Source organism: Phenylobacterium sp., assembly GCF_030698145.1.
Lineage (GTDB): Bacteria > Pseudomonadota > Alphaproteobacteria > Caulobacterales > Caulobacteraceae > Phenylobacterium.
In genome coordinates this window covers 1-21,094 of record NZ_JAUYNW010000024.1, presented here as the reverse complement: position 1 = coordinate 21,094, position 21,094 = coordinate 1, and the positions used below count along the sequence as shown (strand labels likewise).

At 68.1% G+C, this 21,094-nt stretch carries 19 protein-coding genes and 1 tRNA gene; 7 read left to right on the top strand and 13 right to left on the bottom strand.

Annotated features, from left to right (window positions below; all coding sequences use genetic code 11):
* Positions 1 to 3: 3 nt before the first annotated feature.
* Positions 4 to 1,077: a substrate-binding domain-containing protein gene (locus tag Q8Q77_RS02880; RefSeq protein ID WP_305580984.1), complete on the bottom strand. Its 1,074-nt coding sequence runs from the start codon at positions 1,075 to 1,077 to the stop codon at positions 4 to 6.
* A 276-nt stretch (positions 1,078 to 1,353) separates the two neighbouring features.
* On the opposite strand from Q8Q77_RS02880, the gene Q8Q77_RS02875 reads away from it, so the two are divergent.
* Complete coding sequence (locus tag Q8Q77_RS02875) at positions 1,354 to 2,313, top strand: YihY/virulence factor BrkB family protein (RefSeq protein ID WP_371130391.1); 960 nt, start codon at positions 1,354 to 1,356, stop codon at positions 2,311 to 2,313.
* Positions 2,314 to 2,422: 109 nt separating this feature from the next.
* On the opposite strand, the gene Q8Q77_RS02870 is transcribed toward Q8Q77_RS02875, so the two are convergent.
* Both Q8Q77_RS02870 and Q8Q77_RS02865 read right to left on the bottom strand, forming a co-directional pair.
* Positions 2,423 to 2,656 carry a sulfurtransferase TusA family protein gene (locus tag Q8Q77_RS02870; protein WP_305580982.1) on the bottom strand — a complete coding sequence of 78 codons (234 nt, stop codon included), beginning with the start codon at positions 2,654 to 2,656 and terminating at the stop codon, positions 2,423 to 2,425.
* A gap of 38 nt (positions 2,657 to 2,694) precedes the next feature.
* Positions 2,695 to 4,128 carry a CoA transferase gene (locus Q8Q77_RS02865; RefSeq protein ID WP_305580980.1) on the bottom strand — a complete coding sequence of 478 codons (1,434 nt, stop codon included), beginning with the start codon at positions 4,126 to 4,128 and terminating at the stop codon, positions 2,695 to 2,697.
* Between the two features lie 59 nt (positions 4,129 to 4,187).
* On the opposite strand from Q8Q77_RS02865, the gene Q8Q77_RS02860 reads away from it, so the two are divergent.
* From Q8Q77_RS02860 to Q8Q77_RS02850, 3 genes are all read left to right on the top strand, one after another.
* On the top strand, positions 4,188 to 5,072 hold the full coding sequence (locus Q8Q77_RS02860) for an SDR family NAD(P)-dependent oxidoreductase (protein WP_305580977.1): 885 nt from the start codon (positions 4,188 to 4,190) through the stop codon (positions 5,070 to 5,072).
* Positions 5,073 to 5,173: 101 nt separating this feature from the next.
* Positions 5,174 to 7,687 carry an ATP-binding protein gene (locus Q8Q77_RS02855; protein ID WP_305580974.1) on the top strand — a complete coding sequence of 838 codons (2,514 nt, stop codon included), beginning with the start codon at positions 5,174 to 5,176 and terminating at the stop codon, positions 7,685 to 7,687.
* A 58-nt stretch (positions 7,688 to 7,745) separates the two neighbouring features.
* On the top strand, positions 7,746 to 8,357 hold the full coding sequence (locus Q8Q77_RS02850) for a pyridoxamine 5'-phosphate oxidase family protein (protein WP_305580972.1): 612 nt from the start codon (positions 7,746 to 7,748) through the stop codon (positions 8,355 to 8,357).
* Positions 8,358 to 8,360: 3 nt separating this feature from the next.
* Here Q8Q77_RS02850 and Q8Q77_RS02845 read toward each other — a convergent pair whose 3' ends face one another.
* The 4 genes from Q8Q77_RS02845 to Q8Q77_RS02830 are packed head-to-tail and all read right to left on the bottom strand — an operon-like array spanning position 8,361 to position 10,874.
* Positions 8,361 to 9,098 carry a 16S rRNA pseudouridine(516) synthase gene (locus tag Q8Q77_RS02845; RefSeq protein WP_305580970.1) on the bottom strand — a complete coding sequence of 246 codons (738 nt, stop codon included), beginning with the start codon at positions 9,096 to 9,098 and terminating at the stop codon, positions 8,361 to 8,363.
* Positions 9,095 to 9,997 carry a class I SAM-dependent methyltransferase gene (locus Q8Q77_RS02840; protein ID WP_305580968.1) on the bottom strand — a complete coding sequence of 301 codons (903 nt, stop codon included), beginning with the start codon at positions 9,995 to 9,997 and terminating at the stop codon, positions 9,095 to 9,097. Before Q8Q77_RS02840 ends, Q8Q77_RS02845 begins: the two co-directional genes overlap by 4 nt.
* Positions 9,998 to 10,028: 31 nt before the next feature.
* Positions 10,029 to 10,511, bottom strand: coding sequence for a DUF6644 family protein (locus tag Q8Q77_RS02835; protein ID WP_305580966.1), 483 nt, complete (start codon positions 10,509 to 10,511; stop codon positions 10,029 to 10,031).
* A 3-nt stretch (positions 10,512 to 10,514) separates the two neighbouring features.
* Positions 10,515 to 10,874: a DUF6152 family protein gene (locus Q8Q77_RS02830; protein ID WP_305580964.1), complete on the bottom strand. Its 360-nt coding sequence runs from the start codon at positions 10,872 to 10,874 to the stop codon at positions 10,515 to 10,517.
* Between the two features lie 125 nt (positions 10,875 to 10,999).
* On the opposite strand from Q8Q77_RS02830, the gene lpxA reads away from it, so the two are divergent.
* Entirely contained in the window at positions 11,000 to 11,782 is a 783-nt protein-coding gene (lpxA, locus tag Q8Q77_RS02825; protein WP_305580962.1) for an acyl-ACP--UDP-N-acetylglucosamine O-acyltransferase, read from the top strand.
* On the opposite strand, the gene Q8Q77_RS02820 is transcribed toward lpxA, so the two are convergent.
* The 3 genes from Q8Q77_RS02820 to Q8Q77_RS02810 all read right to left on the bottom strand — a co-directional run bounded on the left by Q8Q77_RS02820 (position 11,779) and on the right by Q8Q77_RS02810 (position 14,511).
* On the bottom strand, positions 11,779 to 12,162 hold the full coding sequence (locus Q8Q77_RS02820; protein ID WP_305580960.1) for a hypothetical protein: 384 nt from the start codon (positions 12,160 to 12,162) through the stop codon (positions 11,779 to 11,781). The two genes, lpxA and Q8Q77_RS02820, sit on opposite strands and share 4 nt — an antisense overlap.
* Positions 12,163 to 12,176: 14 nt before the next feature.
* Positions 12,177 to 12,599, bottom strand: a complete 423-nt coding sequence (locus Q8Q77_RS02815; protein ID WP_305580958.1) for a hypothetical protein — start codon at positions 12,597 to 12,599, stop codon at positions 12,177 to 12,179.
* Positions 12,600 to 12,810: 211 nt separating this feature from the next.
* Positions 12,811 to 14,511, bottom strand: coding sequence for a class I adenylate-forming enzyme family protein (locus Q8Q77_RS02810; protein WP_305580956.1), 1,701 nt, complete (start codon positions 14,509 to 14,511; stop codon positions 12,811 to 12,813).
* Between the two features lie 227 nt (positions 14,512 to 14,738).
* On the opposite strand from Q8Q77_RS02810, the gene Q8Q77_RS02805 reads away from it, so the two are divergent.
* Positions 14,739 to 16,598, top strand: a complete 1,860-nt coding sequence (locus Q8Q77_RS02805) for an NAD(P)/FAD-dependent oxidoreductase (RefSeq protein ID WP_305580954.1) — start codon at positions 14,739 to 14,741, stop codon at positions 16,596 to 16,598.
* A gap of 76 nt (positions 16,599 to 16,674) precedes the next feature.
* Here the strand turns inward: Q8Q77_RS02805 and Q8Q77_RS02800 are convergent, their stop codons facing one another.
* From Q8Q77_RS02800 to Q8Q77_RS02790, 3 genes are all read right to left on the bottom strand, one after another.
* Entirely contained in the window at positions 16,675 to 17,445 is a 771-nt protein-coding gene (locus Q8Q77_RS02800; RefSeq protein WP_305580952.1) for a hypothetical protein, read from the bottom strand.
* 159 nt (positions 17,446 to 17,604) lie between these two features.
* Positions 17,605 to 19,704 (bottom strand): DNA/RNA non-specific endonuclease, encoded by a 2,100-nt coding sequence (locus Q8Q77_RS02795; protein ID WP_305580950.1) that lies wholly within the window; start codon positions 19,702 to 19,704, stop codon positions 17,605 to 17,607.
* A gap of 97 nt (positions 19,705 to 19,801) precedes the next feature.
* Positions 19,802 to 19,891 (bottom strand) — tRNA-Ser (locus Q8Q77_RS02790).
* A 156-nt stretch (positions 19,892 to 20,047) separates the two neighbouring features.
* On the opposite strand from Q8Q77_RS02790, the gene Q8Q77_RS02785 reads away from it, so the two are divergent.
* Positions 20,048 to 20,995, top strand: coding sequence for a septal ring lytic transglycosylase RlpA family protein (locus tag Q8Q77_RS02785; RefSeq protein WP_305580948.1), 948 nt, complete (start codon positions 20,048 to 20,050; stop codon positions 20,993 to 20,995).
* Positions 20,996 to 21,094 lie beyond the last annotated feature (99 nt).

Sequence of the window (21,094 nt, the reverse complement as noted above, 5' to 3'; positions counted from 1 at the left end):
CCGCTATTTCGCAGGCGCCGCCATTGGCGTGAGTTCCGTCGCCGCGGCCTTCTGCGCCGCGTGCTCCTCCGCGCCCAGGGGGATCAAACCGCGCTGCTGCAGGTAGCCGCCCTTGCCGGTGGCGGTGTCGGAGACGAAGGCGTTCACGTATTCGCGCAGGCCCGGGATCACCCCGATATTGGCCTTCTTCACGTAGATGAACAGCGAGCGCGAGATCGGATAGGTCCCGTTGGAGATGGTCTCGAAGCTCGGGGCGACGCCGTCGACCGTGGCCGCCTTGACCGTGTCCATGTTGTTCTCGAGGAACGAGTAGCCGAAGGCGCCGAGGGCGTTGGGCGTCTTGGTCAGGGTCTGGACGATGGCGTTGTCGTTCTCGCCCGCGTCGACCCAGGCGCCGTCGTTGCGGATCGTGTGCGCCTTGGCCTTGAAGGCGTCCTCGTCGGCCCCGCGCAGGGTTTCCAGCGTCGGAATCTTCCGGGCGCCCTTCTCCAGGGCCAGTTCGGCGAAGGCGTCGCGGGTGCCCGAGGTCGGCGGCGGGCCGTAGACCAGGATGGCCTGGGCGGGGAGGGCGGCGTCGACGTCCTTCCAGCTCTTGGCCGTGTTCTTGGCGTAGCCCGCCCCGGCCGGGAGCTCGGCGGCCAGGCCGCGATAGAGTTGGTCGAGCTTGAAATTGTAGGTCGGTCCGCCCTTGGCGTTGGCCACTACGATGCCGTCAAAGCCGATCTTGATCTCGACGATGTCGACGACGCCGTTGGCGGCGCACTGCTCGAACTCGGACTTCTTCATCTGGCGAGAGGCGTTGGCGACGTCGGGGAAGGCCGCGCCGGTCCCGCCGCAGAACAGCTTGAAGCCGCCGCCGGTGCCCAGCGATTCGACCTTGGCGGCCTTCCCACCGCCAGTCCGGGCCACGTTTTCGGCCACGCGGGTGGCGAACGGGAAGACGGTGGAGGAGCCCGCCGCCCAGACCTGGTCACGGCCGCTGGCGCTGGGACCGGCCTTGGCGGCCTCACCCTCGGTCTTCTGGCCGCAGGCGGACAGGGCGATGGCGGCGACGGCGAGATAGGCGAAGGGTTTCATCGGACGGCTCCGGTCGAGGTTCAGAATTCGCGGCTCTCGTCGGTTATAGCCGCTTGCGTGAAAGTTCGATGACGATCTGGGCGGTGAACAGGGGGGCGTGATCACCGTTCAGGTGGGGTTCAGCCGTTTGGCGCGATTCTGCAGTCAGGTTGAACGCCGCTATCTCCCGTCCCTCGACGCGGCTGACAGCCCGATGGAACGACACGCCCATCGGCGGCGCGTCGGCTCCCGCAAGGGACCGGCGCGCCGCTTCGACGTGCGCGACGCCAAGACCGCTTGCGCCGGGACGCGACCTTCAGCACTTTCCGCGCCATGTCGATCCGTCGGGAATTCCAGCGCCTGCGCCAGATGGACTGGGACCCGACCCACTGGTTGCGCCTGGCCCTGCTCATCAGTGGCAAGGCCCTCACCAGGCTCTGGGGTCGGGACGTGATGCTCTATGTGGGCGGCGTCTCCTTCTTCGTTATGCTGGCGGTGTTCCCAGCCCTGGCGATCACCATCGGCGTCTATGGCCTGCTGGCCGATCCGACCGCGGCCGCGCATCAGGCCGAACTCATGGCGACCATGATGCCGGCCGGCGCCCAGACCCTGTTCACCAGCGAACTGACCCGCTTGGCCCAGGCGCCGTTCCAGGTGGTCTCGACCCAGAGCGGCGTGGCCCTGGTCATCGGCGGCTACGCCGCGCACCGCGGGTTCAAGGCGCTGCTGGCGGGCCTGTCCTTCATCCATGACGAGGACGCGCCGCGCGGCTTCGTCGGGTTCAACGTCATGGCCCTGATCGTCCTGGTCGCGGCCTTCGCGATGCTGGCCTTCTTCTCCGCGGTATTCTTCTACTTCCGCTTCGTCGCCGCGGCCTTCGACCTGAAGCCGTTGGCCGGGGTGACCTGGCTCTACAGCGAGTGGACCTGGGCCAGCGTCGGCCTGACGGTGGCCATGAGCCTGATCTACCGCTTCGCCATGTCCAGCGCGCCGGTCGCCTGGCGCGCCTCGATCATCGGAGGAATCGCCGCGGCGTTCCTGTGCCTGTTCGCGTCCTGGGCCAGCGCCATCTATGTCGAACAGATCGCCGAGCTGGGCGCGACCTACGGCTCGGTCGCCGCCGTGGTGGTGTTCCTGATCTGGCTGTCCTGGAACGTCAACGCCGTGTTCCTGGGCGGAGCGCTGGCGACGGAGATCGAGATCCTGCTGTACGAGCGCCGGCCTATGAAACTGCTACTCGATCAGCGCCATAGCTAGAGCGTGACAGCCTGAAGCGAACGCCGGTTCAGGCATCCGTCTCGCTCTAAGCATTTGAATATAAACTCATTGCATCCGAGCGGAAGTTTCCATCCGACGCGGAATGGGTCTAGGCCGGCTTAGCGACCACGAAGTCGAGGACACCGGCTTCCTCGGTGACCTCCAGGACGATGAACCCGCCGTTGGCGGCGAAGTGTGGCACGTCGATGCGAGCCATCGGATCGTCGGCCCGGAGGCGCACCCGCGTTCCGGCCGGGGCGTTCTCCAGGGCGCGGCGCAGGCGCAGGGTCGGCACCGGACAGCGGTGGCCGCGAGCATCGAGCAGGATTTCGGGAGCGGACATGATCGGGCCATAACCCGTCTCCGCGTCGAACCCAAGTCTCAGTCAGGCCAGGCCGCCTCATGGGCGCCCAGCGGCATGGTCGGCCGGCGCCAGCGGGCTGGGGTCGCCGACAAAGCAACCGGCGCGCGAAGGTGGCGCACCCGCCCGAACCCGGAGTCGCTGTCGACTCGCCAGCCGTCGATCTCTTCCGGCGCGGGAGGTTGGACGGTCTGCAGATGTTCGGGCGCCGCCAGGCCCAGGCTACGCAACCACATGGCGGTCTGAGCCAGCGAGACCCGCACCATGTAGCTGCCGCCGAACCGCGCGCGCCGATCCAGGGCGACCATTGTCCCGAACGCCGCCAGGAAACCGGTCGTGTAGTCGGTGACGGCGCCGGGCTGGAGCTGGGGGCCCTTCGCCCCGTCGAAGGCGTAGCCGCCGTGAACATGGGCCAGGCCGGTCACGGTCTGGGCGAGCTGCTCCCAACCCGGCCTACTGGCCCACGGGCCTTCGTGGCCATAGGCGTTGATGGAGGTGTAGATGATCCCCGGTCGCAGGCGCGCCAGGTCCAGGGGCCCCAGGCCCATGCGCTCGAGCGATCCAAGGCGGTAGCCCTGGCTGAACACGTCGCAGGTCGCGAGCAGCTCGAGGAGCTTCGTCTTGTCGGCGGCCTCGGTGAGGTCGAGCCAGGTCGAGAGCTTGCCGTGGTTGACGTCGCTGATGAAAAACTCGGTGGCCGGCAGCCGCGGCGAGGCGACGTACAGCACGTCGGCCCCGTACTGGGCCAGGGTCCGGCCACAGGTCGGGCCGGCTAGCACCCGGGTCAGGTCGAGCACGCGGACGCCCGAGAGCGCCGCTTCGCCCCCGGAGGGCAGGGGCATGGGCGGGCCGTCGGCGATCTTCACCACCTCCACCACCGGTCGGGCGGCGAGGATCCGACCCTGCTCAGAGTCGTCCCACTCCTGTGGCGTTCGCACCATCGCCCCGCAAACGCCGGCCGCCGCAATGGCGTTCTCCAGGTCCAGCGCGTTCCAGGTCAACGCCGTGGCGGCGACGGCCGCGGTGTCGGCCGGAGAGCCCATCAGCTCGTGCAGCTTGGCCGCGCTGGACGGGAAGCTGGGATGCAGGAACACCCAGCGGCCGTCCTTGGTGGGGAAGAACCCCATGGCGGGCGTGCCGCGCCCGCCGCCACCGGCGTCGTCCGGGCGCATGGGAGGCGCGCGCGACGGGTCCTCGAATGTCTGCAAGGCGAAGCTTATCATGGCCGCCCCGGCTTCGCGGGTGGAGACGCGCACGGTCTGGCCTTGTCCCGACCGCTGATTCCAGAGGTCGGCCGCCAGAGTTCCCGTGGCCGCCAGGGCGGCGGCGGCGGCGGCCTCGGCGTGGAAGCGGGTCTTCATGCCGGAGGGGCCTTCGTCAAAGGAGACGAAGTCGGGGTGGTCGCGACCGGCCAAGGCCATGAGCTGCTCGAAGGCCTCGCCGGCGACCGTCATCTTGTTCCCCCAGGGCTCGAGCTTTGCGGCATTATGGAGCCGGGGAACGGGAGGACAACATGGGCGATCCTAGAAACGACGGCGAGACCGCATCTCGGCGCGCGATGCTGACGCTTGGCGTCGGTCTGGCGGGTCTCGCGGCCAGCGCCGCCTCGGCGGCCGACCTGAAGTCCGCCCCGACAGCCGTGGGGCGCAAGGCGGCGGTCGGACGGTTCGCCGGCAAGGTCGTGCTGATCACCGGAGCCACCTCCGGGATCGGCAAGGCGACTGCGCACGCCTTCGCCATGGAGGGCGCCAAGGTGGTGTTCTGCGGGCGGCGCGAAGCGCTGGGCGCGGAGGTCCAGGCTGCGATCCGCGCCGCCGGCGGCGACGCCACCTTCCGCAAGGCCGACGTCCGCATCGACGAGGAGGTCGCCGCCCTGGTGGACGCCTGCGTCAAGACGCACGGCGGCCTGGACATCGCCTTCAACAACGCCGGGATCGGCCAAGGCGGCGCGGTGATGGGCTCCATGGACTGGCAGGCGCACAACAACCTGATGGAGACCAACCTCAACGGCGTGCTGCGCGCCATGGACCGGGAAGTCCCGGCATTGCGGGCGCGGGGCGGCGGGGCGATCATCAACACCGCCTCGGTGTTGGGCTACGCGGGCAACGCGCAGACCCTGTCCTACAGCCTTTCCAAGGCCGGGGTGCTCAGCGTGACCCGCAGCACGGCCCTTCAACTCGCCCGCGACAACATCCGGGTCAACGCGGTCTCGCCGGGTCCGATCGACACCCCGATGATGGGGGGCGGCGCGGCCGACGCCTCGGGCAAGCGAACGCCGTCCGGCCGAGCTGGCCAGCCGGAGGAGATCGCACGCGCGGTCATGTACCTCGCCTCCGACGACGCCAGCTATGTCACCGGTGAGGATCTGCGGGTGGACGGAGGATTACGCGCGGCCTGATGGTCGCGCGTCCGGACGACGCAAGCACTTGGAAAAACGCGTAAACCTCGGCGAAACGAGTCTGGGCTACTGCTTGCTGATCGATGGGGGTCGAGGCGGCGATGCAATCACTTTCCCACAGGTTCCAGGTCAGTCTCGGGGTGCTGTCCCTGATCCTCACGGCCCTGGGCACCGTGGGAGCCTTCTTCGTGTTCCAGCGCGAGCTGTCGAACCGACAGATCACCTACCTCGCCGACTATGTCGAGGAGCGCAGCACCAATGTGGATAAGCGCTTCTCCAACCTCGAGAACCTGCACAAGGCCGCCGCCACCGAGTTGGAGCGGCGGGTCAAGCGCCTCTCGCCCGCCGACATCGACCGTCTCGCCGACACCTACTATCCCCTTCGCGCCGACGGCACCCGACGCAGCCGTGCGGAGTATTTCGACGGCCACACCAGCACCTCAGGCGAGGTGACCTACGGGATGGGCGCCTTCATCTCGCGGGGCGCGGAGATTCCGGCGCTCGAGAAGGCGGCCCTGGTCTCGGCCTTCGAGATCGTCTCCGACTTCGGCCAGGCGGCCTATCGCGAGTACGACAACTTCTATTTCTTCACGCCGTCCACGCGACTGGTGATGTTCGGGCCGGACCGTCAGGACCGGCTGATGTTCTACCGGCAGGACGCCCCCGCCGACCTGGACATCAGCAAGGAGGAGATGTCGCACATCGTCCTTCCGCAGAACAATCCAGAGCGGGTCACCCGATGCACCAACCTGCAGCGCCTGATCCAGGAGAGGGAAAGCCCGGCGGAGCGGATGGCCACGGGGTGCATGACCCCGGTCTATGTGGGCGGCAAGTTCGTCGGCGCCTTCGGCTCCTCGATCGAGCTCACAGGCTTCTTCCTGAACGCCATCCGCCACACCCTGCCGGGCGCTTCGAACCTTGTGGTCACCGGCAAGGGCGAGTTGATCGCCTATCCGGGGTTCGAGACCCCCGGCCGCGCATCCGAGACAACCATCGCTGAATACGAGCGCAAGCTGGGGATCAAGGCCGTGGTCCGGGCGATCCAGGCAGACGGCCAGCTCCACGGCGTCATCACCAGCCCGAGCGGCCGCGAGATCATCGCCTATGGCAAGCTGACCGGGCCGGACTGGTACCTGCTGCTCGCCTATCCCAAGTCCGCCGTCACCTGGTCAGCGGCGAAGTCAGCGTCCTGGGTGCTCCTGCTCGGCCTGGTGGCCGCGGTCGCCCAGATGCTGATGGTCGTAGCCCTGGCCCGGCGAACCATTGTCCAGCCCCTGCGCCGCCTGGCGGCGTCCTGCGAGCCCGAGGCGTTCGGAGAGCGCGAGCGGCCCGATGTCTCCCTGGTCGAGGCTCGCAACGACGAGATCGGCGTGCTGGCAAAGGCCCTGCGCGGCGAACGCGAGAAGGTCGATATTGTCCTGTCGTCGCTCGAGGACCGTGTGCAGGAGCGCACCGCCCAGCTTGAACGGGCCAACGCCGAGAAGTCGCGGTTCCTGGCCAATATGAGTCACGAGCTGCGCACGCCCCTCAACGGCGTTATCGCCATTTCCGAAACCCTTGCAGCCGAGCAGACGACCGCCAAGAGCCGCGAACTGGCCGAGTTGATCGTGTCGTCAGGCCGCCTGTTGGAGCAGGTGCTGACCGATATCCTCGACTTCTCGAAGATCGAAGCGGGTGAGATCAAGCTCTCCAACGAACCCTTCGCCATGAGCAGCATCGTCGGCCGGATCGCCGAGTTGCACCGGGCGTCGGCCGAGGCCAAGGGTCTGGAGCTCACCTGGAACGTCGATCCCGTCACCGAGGGCCGGTTCATGGGCGACCAGGTCCGCCTGACTCAGGTGCTGTCCAACCTGCTGTCCAACGCGGTCAAGTTCACTGAGGCCGGCTCGGTCCGTCTCGAGGTCCGGCCCTATGGCGCGGCCATCCACTTCACGGTGTCCGACACCGGCATCGGCTTCGACGACGAGGTGAAAGCACGCCTGTTCCGCCGCTTCGAGCAGGCCGACGCCTCGATCCGGCGCAGGTTCGGCGGCACCGGGCTGGGCCTGGCCATCAGCCGCTCGCTGGTCGAGCTGATGGGCGGTCGAATCGACGTGGAATCCCGACCGGGCGCGGGATCGGCCTTCGGCTTCGTTCTGCCTCTGGAACGCGCCGCGGCCGAGGCGCCCGTCGCCGCCGAACGCCATACCGAAGCCTTTGACCTGGCGGGGCGCCGGATCCTGCTGGCTGAGGACCACCCGACCAACCAGAAGGTCGTGCAACTCATCCTGCAGTCCGTCGGCGTCGACCCGGTGATCGTCGAGAACGGCGCCCTGGCGCTGGACCTGCTCAAGGCCAAGCGTTTCGACGTGGTGTTGATGGACATGCAGATGCCGGAACTGGACGGCCTTTCGGCCACCGGGCTGCTGCGTGAGTTCGAGAGCGTCCAGAACCTGCCGCGCACGCCGGTGATCATGCTGACCGCCAACGCCCTGGACGAACACATCCGCGCCAGCCAGGACGCCGGCGCCGACCAGCACCTGTCCAAGCCCATCCGGGCCGCGGCGCTGATCGAGGCCATCGTGGACGCCATCGCGGCGCGCGAGGATCACCCGCTCCAGGCCGACGTCGCCTGACGGGCTGACTCCTCCCGGCTGTCCGGATAGAAACCCACCGTCGGTTACGGGGAGCGTCATGACGGTCATCACCACCATTGAAGCGCTTGAGGCGATCTACGGCGCCACCAACGAGAGCTCGACGGTCAAGGAGGCGGACTGGATCACCCCTCATTACCGGGCCCTCGTCGAGGCCTCGCCCTTCGTCGCGCTCGCCACCGCCGGCCCGGAAGGCCTGGATTGCTCGCCGCGCGGCGATGACGGCCAGGTGGTGCGGATCGAGGGCGATCGGACGGTCCTGATGCCCGACCGGCGCGGCAACAACCGCTGCGACTCGCTGCGGAACATCGTGCGCGATCCCCGCGTGGCCCTGTTGTTCCTGATCCCGGGCTCGGGGAACTGCCTGCGGATCAATGGCCAGGCCCAGGTCTCGGTCGCGCCGGACCTTCTGGCGTCCTTCGCGGTGAAGGGTCATGCGCCGCGTTCGGTCGTCGTGATCACTGTCGAGACCGTCTATTTTCAGTGCGCGCGGGCCATCGTCCGCTCCGAGCTGTGGAATCCGGAGCGGCACGTCGATCCGGCCACCCTGCCGACCGCGGGTCAGATCCTGGAGGAACGCAGCGGGGCGCGGGTTGACGGGGCGGCCTACGACGCCGAATGGCCCGGGCGCGCCGCCAAGACCCTGTGGTGAGGCCTAGGCTCCGAACACTGTCTCTGCTGTGGCGGCGGTGAGCACGCGATAGTCCCCGGCGGCCAGGTCGTCCGGCAGGACGAGACCGCCGATCCGGTCGCGGTGCAGGGCGGTGACGTGGTTGCCAATCGCCGCGAACATCCGGCGGACCTGATGATAGCGGCCCTCCTCGATGTTCAGCCGCGCCTGGCGCTCGCCCAGCGGTTCGAGGATCGCGGGCATCAGGGGCTTGTCCTCACCCTCCAGCATCAGGGTCCCGGCGGCGAACACCTCGGCTTCCACGCCGGTCAGGGGGCGGTCGAGGGTGGCGACATAGCTCTTGGCCACGTGCCGCTTGGGCGAGATCACCCGGTGCAGGAAGCCACCGTCGTCGGTGATCAGCAGCAGGCCCGAGGTCTCCTTGTCCAGCCGCCCGACGCTGGAGAGCGCCGGATCGCGCACCCGCCAGCGCGGCGGCAGCAGGTCGTAGATTCTGCGCCCGGCCTCCTTGTGGGAACAGACAACGCCCAGCGGCTTGTGCAGCATGACGATCACCGGCGGCGGCGGATCGATGGGCGCGCCCAGGATGGTCATTCGGCCCGGAAGGTCGGGGCCGATAGCGATGCGAGCGCCGGCGTCCGACAGCGCCACGCCGTCCAGGACCACTTCGCCGTCGGCGACCAGGCCGTGCATCTCCTTGCGGCTGCCATAGCCCAGATTGGCCAGCAGGCGGTCCAGCCGCATGGTCGGGGTCTTGGTCATCTGCGCGCTTCGTACACCTTGTAGCCTCCGGAGTCGGCCACGGGCCGCACGGACTTGAACGCGGCCTTGAGCGCCGCCTCGTAGGGCAGATGGCGATTGGCCGTGATCCACAACGTTCCGCCGCTCCGGAGCGACCCGGCCGCGGCGCGGATGAAGGCCTGGCCCAGGGTGCGATCCTCGACACCGCCATCATGGAACGGCGGGTTCATCACCACGAAGTCGAGGCCGGTCAGGCTCGACGCGGCCTGGCGCACGTCGGTCCACTGGAGGGCGGCGCGCGAGTCGTCGATATTGCGCCGCGCCGCCTCCACCGCCCGGCGGTCCAGGTCGATCAGGACGAGGTCGGTGACCTCCGGCGAGGTCAGTACGGCCCGCGCCAGCCACCCGACGCCGCAGCCGAAATCGGCGCCAGAACCGCTGAGGGCCGGGAGATGGGCCAGCAGCAGGGCGCTGCCGGGGTCGAGCCGGTCCCAGCTGAATATGCCCGGCTGCGACCAGAGCCCGTCGGCAAGTTGGCGCGGCTCGCCTTCGGCGAGAGCGGCCTGCAGGCCGGCAAGATCCTCGGGCCGCGTCACGGTGCAGATGCGGTGATGGCGGCGCGCCGTCTCGGCGACCTCGCAGCCCAGGGCGGCGAGCACCTTCTTCAGGCGCAGGCCGCCTTTGTCCTTCGGCGCGGCGGCGGTGAGCAGGCCGCCGGGGCGCAGAGCGCGCAGGGCCTGAGCCAGGACGTGACGGGCCTCGACGGCGCCGGGCGGGACCAGGACGGCGATCTCGTCCAGGCTCGCTTGCGCGATCGCAGCGAGGTCCTGCGACCCGGGAACCAGGGGCGAGACCTGGATCGCTCCGGCGGGCGGTTCGATGACGTCGCGCGGCGGCGATCCATAGATGGCGGTGGGCAAGTGGCGGGCGTCCGCTGGAGGGAATCGAGACCTATGTGTAGGCGATCAGCCGGCCCAGCGCCGCCACTGTCAGCCACAGCAACAGCGAGGTCAGGGCCAGCGCCCGCGCCACAGGCGGGGCCGAGGCGTCCCAATCGGCGACTTTGCGCCGCCAGGCAAGCCGATAGGCCAGCGCGTTGGTCAGGGCCAGGGCGATGATGATCAGCTTGCGGCCGAAGGTCTCCGACCCGGCCAGGCTCACGGCGTCGGCGGCGAACATCACCAGGCCGCTGGGCGCCATGAGCCCCAGCCCGGCGATCCCCACGGGCGTGAGGTATCGCCAGAGCGGCTCGACCGGCACGGCGCGGAACAGGCCTGCCAACCTCAGGTCCAGCAGGCCGATGCCGCCCACGAGCATCACCAGGCCCAGGAGATGGACCAGGTTGGCCACCGGATAGGCCATCGAGGAACCGCTCGCCCAGACGCCGAAGGGCGATACCTCCAGCGTCCCAGCGAAGGCCGCGAGCGACTCCAAGGCCTAGCGCAGCTCGATGGTCTTGCCGTCGACGGTCAGGCGCTCGATCCGCATTTCGGTCACCCCGTCCTTGCGCGGATAGCCTTCGAGGGTCACCGGCCGGCCGGACCCCGCCATGGCCTGGGTCAGGCCGCGAGCCTCCATGCGCGCCGTCGGGGCCAGGACCACGTCCCAGGTCTTGCCCTGGTAGCGGACCTTGGCCGTGCCGTGCGGATTGCCCCAACTCACGCCGGACAGAGGCGCGGTGAGCTTGATGGGCTTGGCGGCGTCGTAGGAGCTCCAGCCATGGTGCGCGTAGGCCGCGGCCGGGAAGGTGAGGGCCGCGGCGATGGCGGCGACGGCGACGGCGACGGGTCTGAACATGGGTCTGCTCTCGTCTGTTCCCCCCGGGCCTAGATCGCCACGACCGGCGACCAAGCTCAAGTGCCGACGCAAACGGTCATCAAAGTTGAATTCGGACATCGCGGTCGCCCGCCTAGGGTCAGGTCATGGCTCACATACATCCGACCGCCGTGATCGCCCCAGACGCCGAGATCGGCGAGGCCTGCGAGATCGGGCCCTACGCGGTGATCGGGGCAGGCGTCCGGCTGGGCCCGGGCAATGTGGTCGGACCCCATGCGGTCATCGAGGGCCTGACCACCATCGGCGCCGGAAACCGGTTCCTGCAGTTCTGCTCCATCGGCGCGGGTCCACAGGTCAGCGGATGGTCCGGCGCGCCCGGGCGGCTGACGATCGGCGAGCACAATGTCTTCCGGGAGTCCGTGACGGTGCACGCCGCGGCCGACACTGTGACGGCCGTCGGTTCGCGCTGCCTCATCATGGCCGCAGCCCACATCGGGCACGATTGCTTGCTGGGCGACGACATCAAGCTGGCCAACGGCGCGGTGCTGGGCGGCCATGTGGTGGTGGGCGACTTCGCCTGGGTCAGCGGGTTGAGCGCCGTGCATCAGCACGTCAGGATCGGGCGGCACGCCTTCGTCGCCGGCGGCTCCATCGTCACCCAGGACGTGCCGCCGTTCTGCCTGGTCCAGGGCGACCGGGCGCGGCTGGTCTCGCTCAATCTGGAGGGCTTGCGGCGCGCGGGCTTCCCCGCGGGCGATATCTCGGCCCTGCGCCGCGCCTACCGGATCCTGTTCCAGGGGACCGCCCCGATGGCCGAGCGCATCGCGCGCGCCCGGGCCACCGCCGCGGGGCCCGCCGTGGAGCTGCCGGACTTCCTGGAGGTCTCCAAGCGCGGCGCCATCTCGACCTCGCGGCGCCGCGCCGCTTAGGGCGCGTAGCTGGACCGGGCCTTGACGCCCCAATGGCCGTTCTCGCAGGTCACCACATAGATGGAGTCGAAGCCGCCGATGACGCCGCCGTCGGCGCGATAGCGCGTGAAGCGGGTGTCGATGTGCACCTTGTCGGCGCCGGCATGGATCACCTCGCGCCGCTCCCAGGCCGAGTGGTCCCATTCGGCCAGCGGGCCGCGTTCGAACATTTGGGGCTGGTGATAGCCCGCCTCGATGATGGTGAGCGTGTTCGACGCCAGGCGCACGCTGGGCAAGTTGAAAGTGGCCTCGAACGCCTTGACGTCGCGGGCGTTGAAGGCCGCCATGAAGTCGTCCAGGCAAGCCATGGCCGCGGCGATTTCGGCGGCGTGATCGGCCATGGGAAGCTCCTTGCTCAGCCGGAGGTGACGGCCTGGATGACGGCGCCGAGGACGAACTGCGACAGCCGCCAGAAGCTGTAGACCGCGCCGATCAGGATCGCCCAGGCCGCGGCGGCCAGGATGACCGTCTCCAGCAGGCTGGACCCCACCTTGCGGACCGCGATGGGGGAGGGCGAGTCGGCGATGAACCGCTCGAAGCCCGTGGTGTCGGAGGCTTCGATCACGGTCTGGTTGCTGTCGTTGGCGATGAACGAGGGCGCGCCGTCGACGACGCGGCCGTCGCCCCACAGGGTGACCTCGGCGGCCTTGCGCGGATGCTTGAACGTGACCGCGCCCTTGGTGCGCTCCACGCCAACATCCGGCCGGTAGCCCGCGCGGACCAGGGCGTGCAGCCGCGCGATGACGACCTCACCTCTGACGTCCGATTCTCGATCCAAGACCGCCCCTTCCCACGCGAGCGAACTCGACAGGATGTACTCAACTCAGACGCCGCCGAAGCTGCGCCCTGAACGCCCAGAGAGACAGTCGCCGCCGCAGGCCCGAAATACAAGCCTGACGGGCGATTCGCCGCGCACCGCGTCGTGCACGATCCCCTGAACGCCAAGGACTAGCTTGTTCAGGGTCATCCGTCCCGCGGCCAATCGTTTGCTAGACAGCTACCTCGACCGCCAGCGTCTCGCGAAGCTGCCGCTTGAGGAACTTCCCGCTGGCGTTGCGGGGAATGGGATCGTCGAGGAACCACAGGTAGCGCGGGATCTTGTGCTTGGCGCTGATCGCCGCGCAGTGGGCGCGGAGGTCCGCCGCGCTGAGCACCTCGCCCGGCCGTAACACCACGGCCGCCCCGACCTCCTCGCCGAGACGGGCGTCAGGAACGCCGAACACGCAGGTCTCGGCCACTGCGGGATGGCGGAAGATCGTGGCCTCCACCTCGGCGCAATAGACGTTCTCCCCGCCACGCAGGACCATGTCCTTCTTGCGGTCGACGATGAAGATGAAGTCGTCATCGTCGATCCGGGCCACGTCGCCGGTTTTCAGCCAGCCCTGGCTGATCGATTCGGCGGTCGCGTCGGGGCGGTTGATGTAGCCCTTGATCACCGGCGTGCCCTTGACCCAAAGCTCGCCGACCTGGCCGGAGGGCAAGGCGTTTCCATCGTCGTCGACCACCTTTACCTCGAAGGTCGGCATGGCCGGGCCGCAGCTCGAGGGCTTGTCGACGTAGAAGTCGGCGGCCACCGCGGTGATGATCCCGCAGGTCTCGGTCATGCCGTAGCCTGTATTGGGCCGGGCGGTCTTCACCTGGCCGTCGATCTTGCCCACCAGGTCCGGCGGGAGCTGCGCGCCGCCGCCGCCCAGGGTCATCAGGCTGGAGGTGTCGGTCGTGGCGAAATCCGCGTGGGAGATCAGCTCGCGCGCCATGGTCGGCACGCCGCTCATGGCGGTGACGCCCTCGCGTTCGATCAGCTTCAGGGCCTCGCCGGCGTCCCACCGGTACATCAGCACCATCTTCCCGCCGCCGGCGCTGATCGCGTAGGCGGCGCAGTTGTTGGCCGTGACGTGGAACAACGGCGTGGTGATCAAGCCTACCGGAGTAGGCGGGGCAGCGTCTGGGTCGGGCATGACACCGGTGGCTCGCGCGGTCGCCAGCGCCTGGACCTGGCCTGAGAACATCAAGTTCATCAGATTGGCCACGCAGCCGCGATGGGTGAGCTGCGCGCCTTTGGGGAATCCGGTCGTGCCCGAGGTGTAGAAAATGCAGGCGTCGGCGTCGGGATCGACGCTCACGGCGGGCATGTCGCCGCCGTTGGCCAGGACATCGGCCCAGGGGATGACCCCGGCCGGAACCGGATCGGTGCGCACGGCCACCAGCAGGGTGTCCTGCGCGATCTCAGGCCGTTCCAGGATGCGGGGGAGGCGCTCGGAGTCGGTGAAGATCACCTTCGGCGCGGAATCCTTGACGGCGTAGGCAATCTCCTCGGTCACCCACCAGGCGTTCATGCCCACGGCGGCGACGCCCAGCGACACGCAGGCCCAGTAGATCAGCATCCATTCCGGATAGTTGCGCATGGCGATGGCCACCCGGTCGCCCGGGACGACGCCCTGTGCGGTCAGCCAGGCGGCGATGGCGTTCACCTTGGCGTGGGCCTGGCCGTAGGTCAGGCGTTCGTCCTGGTAGATCAGGTAGTCGCGGTCGGCGAACTGCAGGGTCGAGAGCCAGATTTCGCGCACGGAGGGCGGGGCGTGGCGGAAGGCCCGGAGCATCTGCCCGCGCACCTCGACCGGAGCGATCTCGAACGGCGCGCCAGGCGCGGTGAGCTCGGCCCAGGCCTGTTTCAGCTCCTTGTAGTGCATCTCTTCCTCCGTATCGTTCCCGCGGCCGCGTCGAGGCGTCCGTCGGCCGTTCCGTCGCCGCGTTCGCGCAGGCGTCCCAGCGACGGTAGAGGAACCGTGCGATCCGCGCCACGTGGACCCGACGGAAGTCCCGGAAAATGCTGGCGTCTGCGCGTGGCGTGCACGCCCCTTGCATTCCCCACGGGCAATCTGACTTTAGATGATCCGGTATGTCGAGGGAGGGGTTCATGGCGGATTCGGGTGCGATCGAAGATAAGGCGCGGACAACGCCGGACGATCTGGGGTTCGATCCCGAGGCGTTGCGCGCCAAGTACCGCGCCGAGCGCGACAAGCGCCTGCGCGCCGACGGCAACGCCCAGTACCAGGAGATCGCCGGGGCCTTCGCCCACTACCTGGAAGATCCCTATGTCGAGCCGGGCTTCACCCGCGATCCGCTGACCGACGAGGTCGAGGTGGTGGTGATCGGAGGCGGCTTCGGCGGCCTGCTCGCCGGCGCGCGGTTGCGCGAGGCCGGGGTGAAGGACCTCCGCGTCATCGAGAAGGGCGGGGACTTCGGCGGCACCTGGTACTGGAACCGCTATCCCGGCGCGGCCTGCGATATCGAGTCCTACGTCTACCTACCGCTGCTGGAAGAGATCGGCTACGTGCCGAAGGAGAAGTACACCCGCGCGCCTGAGATCCTGGCCCACAGCCGGGCCATCGGGGAGAAGTACGGGCTCTACGACAACGCCTGCTTCCAGACTGAAGTCACTGGCATGGCTTGGGACGACGACGCCTCGCGCTGGGTCATCGAGACCAACCGCGGCGACCGGATGAAGGCCCGCTTCGTGTGCATGGCCAATGGGCCGCTGCACCGGCCCAAGCTGCCCGGCATCCCCGGCGTGGAGACCTTCAAGGGCCACTCGTTCCACACCAGCCGCTGGGACTACGCCTATACGGGCGGGGATTCGAACGGCGGCCTGACGGGCCTGGCCGGAAAGCGGATCGGGATCATCGGCACCGGGGCCACGGCCGTGCAGTGCGTGCCGCACGTCGGCGCCACGGCGGCCCAGCTGTACGTCTTCCAGCGCACGCCCTCGTCCATCGACGTGCGGGCCAACAAGCCCACCGATCCGGAATGGGCCAAGAGCCTGCCGCCGGGCTGGCAGCAGCACCGGATGGACAACTTCAACATCCTGGTCTCCGGCGGTTTCGCCGAGGAGGACCTGGTCAATGACGGCTGGACCGACATCATCCGCAATCTGGGCCTGATCGCGCGCAAGCGCATGGCCGAAGGCGGCGGGGCAGGGGCCGCGCCGGCCGATCCGGGCGCGCTCGTCCAGCTCGCCGACTTCCAGAAGATGGAATCGATCCGCGCCCGGGTGGATTCCGTCGTCCAGGACGCGGCGACCGCCGAGGCGCTGAAGCCCTACTACAACCAGTTCTGCAAGCGGCCCTGCTTCCACGACGAGTATCTCGACACCTTCAACCGTCCGACCGTGAAGCTGGTGGACACGCAGGGGCAGGGGGTCGAGCGCATCACGGAAAAGGGCGTCGTCGTCGACGGCGTCGAGTACGAGATCGACTGCCTGATCTACGCCACCGGGTTCGAGGTGGGCACGGAATATTCCCGTCGCGCCGGCTACGAACTCATTGGTCGCGACGGCCTGAGCCTGACCCGGAAGTGGGCGGACGGGGCGTCCTCCCTGCACGGCATGCACGTGCGCGAGTTCCCCAACTGCCTGATCTTCAGCAACATCCAGTCGGGGTTCACCGCCAACTATCCCCACCTGCTGAACGAGCAGAGCAAGCACGCGGCCTACATCATCAGCCGCTGCCTGGAAGACGGCGTGACCCGGATCGAGGCGGAAGCCGAGGCCGAGGCGGCCTGGGTCCAGACCATCCTCGACGCCGCGGTCATGCGGCAGAAGTTCGCCGAGGAATGCACCCCCGGCTACTACAACAACGAGGGCAAGCCCTCGGAGCTGGCCATCCGCAACGGCGCCTACGGCAAGGGCTCCATCGCCTTCGTCAAACTCTTGGAGGAATGGCGCGTCGACGGCGGAATGCCGGGGCTGGAGCTGAGCCGCGACGCCCAGCGGACGTGAAGCGACGTCACAGGTTGGGCGTTATGGGGCGCCGGGACCGTCCTTGGCATGGCCATATCAACCACTGGGCGATCTCTTAGCAGCGGTTTTGAGACGGATCGGTCGTTACTCGCACGCACCCGCCCTTGCGGGGTTTAGGTGGTGACGCCGCAAGAACGGGGGTGGCTTCGCGGACCTCCTGGGGAAGCCGCGGGGCGGTCGGGTTGGCGGGCGCAATGGCCACGCGGCGCAAACGTTCTGAATTGCTCATCCGTTCTCCCAACTGACCGAGGAGTTGTCGCATGGCCTTTTCCGTCGCAACCCCAATGGCATTCGCGGTGTTGCCGCAGAAAGCGCCCGCATCCTGTTGAGCATTTCCAAACCCCTGAGCAGTCGTTCCCAGAACACGGCTTGTAGGGCTGTCCACAAGAAGGCCCGCTGACAACTCGACCACCGAGTCGGCCGTAGAGCTCCAGAATCCAGAAATCACCTGGACGCGCGCGGTAACTGTTTCCGCAGAAACGGTCACTTGCCCCGCCAAGCCCTGGGCGGCCAGCTGGGTAGCAGGAATTGGCCGCTCGACGACTTGGACCTCGTCGACCAGTTGACGCATGGTCGATACCGTCGACGCTTCGAAAGACTGGCGGAGATCCAAAGGAAAGCTGTGTGCGGCGCAGTTCAATCCAGTTGGTCGAACCGTCGTGTTGAAGGCTTCTGAATCGACGAACAATGCAAACCGCCCGGGCACCTTTTCGCCGTACGACGAATAGACGTTCAAGTTTGGCGAAACGCCCACCGGAGCGTTGTAAGCGCAGCCACCAAGACTCACGCTGATAGCCGCAATAGCAGCAAGATTCAGTAGCCTCATCACTTACCCCTCATGCACAGCTTCCTCATCTAGAGGTCTGGGCCGGCAAAACTTATCGTCTTGGTTGAGGGATGTACATTTAGGTACGTCGCAGCAGATAGCGCCGCGCGTGAAGGGGCGGCGCCAATCTGGAACTACGCGTACGGAGAACAAGGCTTCTCAGGCCTGGGCCTGCACCTTGTCGAACTGGTCGTGGGGCTTCAGGGCCTCCAGCGACACCCAGCCACGCAGGGCGTCTTCGATCTCGGAGATGCGCTTCATCTCGCCGATCCAGTTCTCGGTGACGAAGAACTCCGTCTCGGTGATGGCGCGGACGTCCTGCTCGATGACGAAGCCATAGGCCTCGACCCCGGCCTCGCCCTTGCTCACCACCACCTTCCAGAACCGGTTCGGGATCTGGACGCGCAGCGGGCCGCTGTCGTCCTTGCCGCGAAACCAGCGATCGGTCGGGGTGAAGATCGGGCCGGCGTAGATCACCACCTTCTCCTGGTCGGTCTTGGCTGCCTTCTGGACGTGGGATTCCAGGTCGCCCCAGTTGTCGACGCCGTCGTCGCCCTGGTTGAAGACGCTGGTCTGCGGCGAGCAGTTGGTGACGTGATAGGTGTCGCCGTTGCCCTTCTGAATATCGAGAAAGGTGTTCCCCCAGGCCACGTCGTCTCGCCGCACGATGTGGCCCTTGTCGAACGCCTGGTTGTCCTCGGTGTAGAAGATGTCCGGAAGCTGGTGGCCGGCGGCGATGCGCGCATCGGTGACCCACTGCTCGGCGAACACGCCCGTGGGCGGGAAACCGGCCAGGGTCTTGCGGTTGGTCTTCTGGCCGTCGACCACCGCCTTGCGGGCCCGCCAGTCGACATTGGCGGCGGTCAGGAGCGCCAGCCGGCGCTCCTTGTGCATCCAGATCGAGAACTTGTGGTACTTCACCTCCATCCCCGAGCCGTCGAGCAGGGGCGCGACGAGCGCCTCGCCCACGGCCGTCAGGGCCGGGGCGGGCGCGCTCTTGCCGCCCGCGAGGTCCAGGAACTTGCGGTTGAAGCCCTTGCGTTGGCTGAGCCCGTCATGGACGACCGGAATACGCATCTTGATCGCCTCGACCTCAAGGTCGTTGACGAGACCCTGCGGCGCGCTGACCGTCGTCGCCGGGGCCGCTACGGCGCCGCCGATCTCCAGCGAAATCCTGAGCTGAAGCGGGATGACGAGGTCACTCCCGCGCGAGACGCTTGGCGCGCCGCGCCCATCAGACTGCCCCATGCCTTCGTCTCCCCGTTTGGCCTCGCCTTCAGCGGCGTGTGATTTGATCCGGTCGATCGCCGCGGCCAGGACGTCTCCGCCCTGCATGGCCTTCTCCAGCGTCGCGCAATGGGCGGGCGACCGCGCCTTGGCTTGGCGCAGCAGCTCGGCGCAGATACTGCTGATCCGGATGCCGACATTGGCCTCCCAGACCACGTCGCCCTCGCCCAGGCCCCCCAGGTCGGCGACCCATTCGCCGTTGGTGCGGAGGAACTCACCGGCCTCGTTGCGCTTGATCCGGCCCGAACTGTGCAGGGCCGCGATCTGGAAGCTGTCATTGAACACCGGCGCGCCGGAGGAGCCGTGCGCGGTGTCGGCGCGGTACCAGATGACCGGCGGATCCTGCAGCAGGTTGAGCACCTCGTTCTCGCGCAGGGCGATGCGCAGGGGCTCGCCGTCGGGGTGCTGGATGATGGTGACGAAGTCGCCCTTGGCGGCCTTGCCGGACTCCGGGTTGAGCCGCAGATAGCCGCGCCGGTCGAGCCGCGTCCCGGTCGTCGAGCTCGGGGCCACCGCGACCACCGCGAAGTCCAGGTCCTTGTCGGCGGCGAAGAACACGCCGGGCTGGATGTCGTATTCCTCGGTCGGCGGGATCTGGCCGGCGATGTCGTATTGGTATCCGAACTCTAGGCTGGCGCCCTGGGCGGCGCTCTCGTCGCCGAACACATGATGATTGGTCATCATCAGGCCGGGCGCGATCAGGAAGCCGGTGGCATAGCCCCGGCCCTTGGCCGTGTGGAACCGCACGCGCCCGATGCAGCCGATCACGGTGGCGCAGCGGGCGAGGAAGCTCGCCTCCACCAGGTCGTTGGTTCCGAGCAGAGCCTCCTGCTCGAGCGGCGTCGCCCTCTGACCGTCGGCGGTCAGGAACTTGAAGCGCCTCGCCATCGGCGGTCCGCCGACAGCCGCGAACGAAGCCGCTGCGGGCGCGGCCTCCATCCAGCGTTCGATACCCGTCGACTGAAGGTCCATGTGCGTGCCCTTGCCCCGGTCTTTCGAGCCGAGACTAGATTAGCACGTTGAAGTTGTTGCGACAGAGACGGATCGCGTGGGTTGGCCGGCGCGATCGTGGCGGATGGGGTGGGATTCGAACCCACGGTGGACTTTCACCCACGGCGGTTTTCAAGACCGCTGCCTTAAACCACTCGGCCACCCATCCGGACCCGGGCCTATAGCAGGGCCGGGCGGCGACCTCCAATGGGGGGCGACAGCCTTAACGGATTAACCGCGTTCCTTAACCCTGGCTCAAACCCTTGCGCCCATCTTCGCCCCTGAGCACGGCGCTGGGGAGCGTTCGACACAGGGAAGGGCGGTCATGATCCGCATCCACGATCACATCCAAGCGCGAAACCTGGCCCTGGTGCTGATGGGGAGCGCGGCGCTCGCCGCCTGCGCCACGCCGCATCCGCGCTACGCCGCGCGGCCGAGCGGCCCCGGCGCGCCGTCGATCGCGACGCCGAACACATCGAACACGCCCAACGGAGCGGGCGGCCGCTACAAGATCGGCGCGCCCTATCAGGTGGCCGGCATCTGGTACGCGCCAAAGGAAGAGCCGTCCTACGACCAGCAGGGGATCGCCTCCTGGTACGGCGACGCCTTCCACATGAAGCCGACCGCCAATGGCGAGATTTTCGACATGACCGTGGCCTCGGCCGCGCACACGACCTTGCCGCTGCCGTCCATCGTCGAGGTGACCAACCTGGACAACGGCAAGGCGATCAAGGTGCGGGTCAATGACCGCGGGCCGTTCGTCGGCGGGCGAGTGATCGACCTGTCGCGGGAGGCCGCGCGCCAGTTGGGTTATGACCGCCAGGGCACGGCCAATGTCCGCGTGCGGTATGTGGGCCCCGCCGAACTTGGCCCGCCCGACGCAGGCCTGCGCTATGCGTCCTACACGGGAACGCCTGCGCCCAGCGCGACCCTGCCGGCCGCGCCGATCCCCTATAGCGGCCTGGCGGCCCCGATCGCGGTGAGCTCCACGCCGCTGGCGCCTATCGCCGCCGTCCAACCGGCCAAGGCCGCCGCCTCGGGCCTCTATCGCGTCCAGGCCGGAGCCTTTTCCGACCATGACAACGCCCGGCGGGTCGCCGACCAGTTGGCCGGCGCCGGAGACGCCACCATCGAGCCGGTCCAGCGCGCCGACGGGGTGACGCTCTATCGGGTCATGCTGGCGGGCGGCGCCGACGAGGGCGAGGCCTGGAGCGTGCGCGACCGCGTGGCCTCCTACGGCTTCGCCGAGGCCCGCGTCGTTCGGCCCTTCTAGGGCGCTGGACAAAGCCGGCGAACCGGCCAATTTGGCCGCGTGGCACGCGGTCGGTTCATCACCTTCGAAGGCGGCGAGGGCGCCGGGAAATCGACCCAG